This window comes from Oceaniovalibus sp. ACAM 378 (genome assembly GCF_008085915.1).
Classification (GTDB): Bacteria; Pseudomonadota; Alphaproteobacteria; order Rhodobacterales; family Rhodobacteraceae; genus Oceaniglobus.
This window is the reverse complement of sequence record NZ_VSJK01000082.1, coordinates 1-999: the sequence shown is the minus strand read 5'-3', so window position 1 is coordinate 999 and position 999 is coordinate 1. Positions and strand designations below refer to the sequence as shown.

The 999-nt window shown below is 69.0% G+C and carries 1 protein-coding gene; it reads right to left on the bottom strand.

What is annotated here, in order from left to right:
- Positions 1–931: IS1595 family transposase (locus FQ320_RS25280; protein WP_148476006.1), on the bottom strand; the 931-nt coding region annotated here is incomplete at its 3' end.
- Positions 932–999 lie beyond the last annotated feature (68 nt).

The window sequence follows — 999 nt, the reverse complement described above, 5'->3', positions numbered from 1 at the left end:
TCCTGGAGGCCGGACCGCAGAACGGCTGCATGAAGCCGCGGAATCGCCCGATGAGGGCATTTACGGTATTTATGTGATGGCTGCGCGGGGTGCGCTTCGAGCGCCGTCCTGCGTTGAGCGCAAAGTGTGGGATGCGTTGGTCCTTGGCGATCCGTTCATAGGTCGCGTGACCGTCCGTGCAGAGCACCGCGTCCGGTGCCATCACGGGCAGCAGCGCGCCCGAGATAGCTGCCTGACCCGCATCCGCAATAGCCTCGAAGGCGCGATGCCAGGCGCGGTCCGTCGCCGCGAGGAGTTTTCGTTCCCAAGCGCGCCAGCCGCCCGGCGGCGCGGTCGCCGACGCGTCGCGACGCCTGTAATCCCGCCAACGCAGACGCGGTGGCGCGGGGTGGTTTGCCGGGTCGCGCCGGTGCCGAACCCACTCCCGCGAGCCTTTGCGGCTCTCGCGTTGGTGGGCCTCGTCAGCCTCCACGATGCCGGCAAGGACATCGTCGGGCTCCGGCGGCAGAGCGCCGATGATCATCATGCGCCAACGCCAGGCCGTATGGCGCGAGATACCCAAGGCCTGTGCCGCGCGGCGGTACGAGAGCGGCTGCGGTGCCCCCACCATGTCGCGCACCAGCGCGGCCATCAGATCGGGACGATGCACGCGGGCGATCGGCGTGTCGCTGCGCCCCGACCAACTCGCCTGGCAGCCCGAGCAGCGCCAACGCTGTGCGCCTGTCCGCGTCCGGCCCCAGCGAACCCGCACGCCACCGCCGCAGTGCGGGCAAGACGCCGCCGGACCGCCAGTCTCGGCACAAGCATCGATCTCCATCACCGCCTCGGCCCGTTCGCGCGCCTCGGCCACCATTTCTTCCGCTTGCCGCAATTCGTGCGGCGTCAGGCGGGCGAGAAATCGACCGAACTCGGCGGGATAGAAGCGGGGCATGGCGGGACTCCTGAGATGCCGGGAGCCTCAGAGCATACACACCTGACGAGAAAGAACAAAGCCGGAAC